The sequence below is a fragment of the Streptomyces sp. NPDC006512 genome (assembly GCF_040611935.1).
Taxonomy (GTDB): domain Bacteria; phylum Actinomycetota; class Actinomycetes; order Streptomycetales; family Streptomycetaceae; genus Streptomyces.
Genome location: NZ_JBEXPG010000133.1, coordinates 1 through 3,629 on the forward strand (window position 1 = coordinate 1; position 3,629 = coordinate 3,629).

At 70.2% G+C, this 3,629-nt stretch carries 2 protein-coding genes; one reads left to right on the plus strand and one right to left on the minus strand.

What is annotated here, in order from left to right:
- Nucleotides 1–393: 393 nt before the first annotated feature.
- Nucleotides 394–2,649: an MMPL family transporter gene (locus ABZZ17_RS39890; RefSeq protein ID WP_356884266.1), complete on the plus strand. Its 2,256-nt coding sequence runs from the start codon at nucleotides 394–396 to the stop codon at nucleotides 2,647–2,649.
- Nucleotides 2,650–2,726: 77 nt separating this feature from the next.
- Here the strand turns inward: ABZZ17_RS39890 and ABZZ17_RS39895 are convergent, their stop codons facing one another.
- Entirely contained in the window at nucleotides 2,727–3,461 is a 735-nt protein-coding gene (locus tag ABZZ17_RS39895) for a helix-turn-helix domain-containing protein (protein ID WP_356884268.1), read from the minus strand.
- Nucleotides 3,462–3,629 lie beyond the last annotated feature (168 nt).

The following is a 3,629-nucleotide window of genomic DNA, read 5'->3' on the forward strand; positions in this document are numbered from 1 at the left end:
GAAAATCATCAACATGTTCGTTGCGCGGAATCGACATCAGCCCAGGTCAGAGTCCACAAATCATTGCAATGATCCTTTGGATTAACGCAACGCTCGAACCCTGTTCGTTGCAATGGACTGAGTGTGAACGCTATACCGGCCCCGTTGTGGCCCGCAGCGCCCCCGGGTGCGGCCACCAGGCCTCCACGAGAGTCAATCGGAATTCAGTCCCCGCTCAAGGCGGTCGCGTCAGGATTCCGACGTGCCGGTTGCCCGGCCGGCTCGGCTGCGCGGACCTCACGTTCCGCGCCGCGGGCCGGGGATCGGCGCGTGCGGCCCGGTTGGGTGGTGACGGGTTCTGTCGTGCCTCAGGCGGGTCTTGATGCCATTTGATCTCGACGGGAGTCCCCCACCATGGCAACGTTCCTCCACAGACTGGGCCGCTTCGCGTTCCGAAGGCGTGGCCTCACAGCCCTCCTGTGGCTGTTGGTCCTCGTGGGCGCCGTGGTCGCGGCCTCCTCCGCCCCCGCGCCCCCGGCCGACACCTTCTCGATGCCGGGTACCGAGTCGCAGAAGGCCTTCGACCTGCTCAAGGAGAAGTTCCCGGCGGCGAGCGCCGGCGGTGCCAGCGCCCGGGTCGTCGTACGTGCGCCCCAGGGCCAGGACGTCTCCGGCCCCGAGCGCAAGCCGGCGGTCTCCGGGCTCGTCGCCGAACTGGCGAAGGCCCCGGGGGTCGTCTCCGTCACCGACCCGTACCTGCCCGGAGCCGTCAGCAAGGACGCCACCACCGCGTACGCGGTCGTGACGTACAAGGCCACCGCCACCGAGCTGACCGACGTGGAACACGACGCGCTGACGGAGGCGTTCGACAGGGCCCGCGACACGGGCCTGACCGTCGAGGCCGGCGGTGACGCCATCAAGATCGACGTGGCGATGGGCGGTGCCGAGGGGATCGGCATCCTCGTCTCCGCCGTGGTCCTGCTGATCACCTTCGGATCGATGATCGCCGCCGGCATGCCCCTGCTCACCGCCCTCATCGGGGTCGGTGTCGGCATCAGCGGCATCACCGCGCTCGGCAGCACCCTCGGCCTGTCCGCGAACACCTCCACGCTGGCCATGATGATCGGCCTCGCCGTCGGCATCGACTACGCCCTGTTCATCATCTCCCGCTACCGCTCCGAGATCGCCGAGGGCCACGAACGGCAGGAAGCCGCGGGACGCGCCGTCGGCACCGCCGGCTCGGCGGTCGTCTTCGCGGGCCTCACCGTCATCATCGCGCTCGCCGGACTGGCCGTGGTGAACATCCCCATGCTCACCAAGATGGGCATGTCCGCCGCGGGCACCGTCGCCGTCGCCGTCCTCATCGCGATCACCCTCGTGCCCGCCCTGCTCGGCTTCGCGCCCGTCAAGGTGCTCCGCCGCATCGACCGCAAGGCGATCACCGGCAAGCCGCTCTCCGCCCGCCAGCAGCGCAAGGCCGCCAAGGAGGCCGCCCGGACGAAGCCCAACCTGGGGACGCGCTGGGCCCGTTACGTACTGCGCCACCCGGTGGCCGTCCTGGTCGTCGGCGTGTTCGGGCTGGGCGCGATCGCCCTGCCCGCCGCCAGCCTGGAACTGGGGCTGCCCGGCGAGGGCACCATGGCCGCCGAGACCACGCAGCGCAAGGCGTACGACATGCTGTCGGAGTCCTTCGGCCCCGGCTTCAACGGACCGCTGATGATCACCGTGAGCGCTCCGGACGCCGGGGCCGCGGCCGGCGGCGTCGGCAAGGCGCTGGCCGAGGTCGACGGGGTCGCGTCCGTCTCGCCGGCCGCGCCCAACGCGGCGAACGACACCGCGATCCTGAACCTCGTACCGGGCACCGGACCCACCGACCACGCCACGGAGGAACTGGTCCGCACCCTCCGCGGCAGCGTGGGCGGCATCGAGACGGCCACGGGGGCGCAGGAGATCCTCGTGACCGGCCAGACCGCGATGTTCATCGACTTCTCGAAGACCCTCGACGACGCCCTGGTGCCCTACCTGGCACTCGTCGTCGGTCTCGCCTTCCTCCTCCTGGTCCTCGTCTTCCGGTCGGTCCTGGTCCCGCTCAAGGCGGCCCTCGGCTTCCTGCTGTCGGTCAGCGCGTCCCTCGGGGCCGTGGTCGCCGTCTTCCAGTGGGGCTGGCTCGCCGACGTCTTCGGCGTCAAGGAGGCCGGCCCCGTCATGAGCACGATGCCGATCTTCATGATCGGCGTGGTGTTCGGCCTCGCGATGGACTACGAGGTGTTCCTGGTCAGCCGGATGCGGGAGGCACACGTCCACGGAGCGCGGCCCCAGGAGGCCGTCGTCACCGGATTCCACCACGGCGGACGCGTGGTCAGCGCGGCCGCGATCATCATGATCAGCGTGTTCTCCGGCTTCATCACCGAGCAGAACGACCTCATCAAGATGATCGGCTTCGCCCTCGCGACGGCCGTGCTCTTCGACGCCTTCGTCGTCCGCATGGCGATCGTCCCGGCCCTGTTCGCCCTGCTGGGCAGCTCCGCCTGGTGGCTGCCGAAGTGGCTGGACAGGCTGCTGCCGAACCTGGACGTCGAGGGCGAGAAGCTGAGCCGCCGGCCGGCCACCACCGGCGACTCCGGTTCCCCTGCCCCGCGCTCCCCGCGCGAGCGCGAACTGATCCGCTGAGCCGGCCCGGGGGCCACCGGCCCCTCCCGACCTCCTCCACACGGTGCGCCCCGGCCCGAACCCTCCGGGGCGCACGCTCAGGTGCTGCCGTCCGCAGGCGTCTCGGGCTTCGTGTGGAGGACGTCGCGGGCCTGTTCCGCGGCGCGGGTGATGCTCTCGCTGACGAAGTCGACGAAGCGGGAGATGCTCTCCAGACGGGTGCCGGCCGGGGTCTGGTGGCCGAGGACGCCGACGCCCTGCCGCGCCGTCTCGGCGAGCTGGGCGGTGGCGCGGGCGCTGGCGATCATCGACTGGTACCAGACGTCGTCGTCGACGACGTAGCGCTCGCGGCGGCGTTCGTCGCGTTCCCGGCGGACGAGGCCCTGTTCGTCGAGGAACGCGACCGCCTTGGAGATGGAGGCCGGGCTGACCTGGAGGCGCTGGACCAGTTCGGACGCGGTGAGGCTGCCGGTGTCGGTCAGCGTGAGGCAGGCCATCACCCGGGCCATCATCTTGGGCATGCCCGAGGACATGAGGACGGTGGTGTACGTCTCCTCGTACTCGCGCACGGCCTCGGCGTCGCGTCCGTGGGCCTGCGGGGGCGCCTGCACACCCCGGGGCGCGGTCTGCGTGCGCCGGTGGGCGCGGCGTTCGGTCGCGCGGTGGGCGAGGTCGGCGCGGTAGGCGGTGGGACCGCCGTTGCGCATCACCTCGCGCGTGATCGTCGAGGTCGGGCGGTCGAGGCCGCGGGCGATCTCCGCGTAGGCGAGGCCGTCGGCCAGGCCCAGCGCGATCTGCTGGCGTTCCTGCTGGGTGAGTCTGCCTCCCGGCATCGGGGTCTCCTTCGTGGTCCGTGGTGCGTCCACCATAGCGTTCACTCCCAGTTGATTGCAACGCGATGGCATCGGGCGTTGCGTTACTTCGGAAGGCCGTTGCAACGACTTTCTACCTCTGACCTGCATTTACATAGTTCGCACGCAACAGGCTTGTTGCCAACTCCT

Bases quoted from the DNA above. Each gene is read 5' to 3' on its own strand.
- ABZZ17_RS39890 (WP_356884266.1), top strand. From the start codon at position 394: ATGGCAACGTTCCTCCACAGACTGGGCCGCTTCGCGTTCCGAAGGCGT.
- ABZZ17_RS39895 (WP_356884268.1), bottom strand. From the start codon at position 3,461: ATGCCGGGAGGCAGACTCACCCAGCAGGAACGCCAGCAGATCGCGCTG.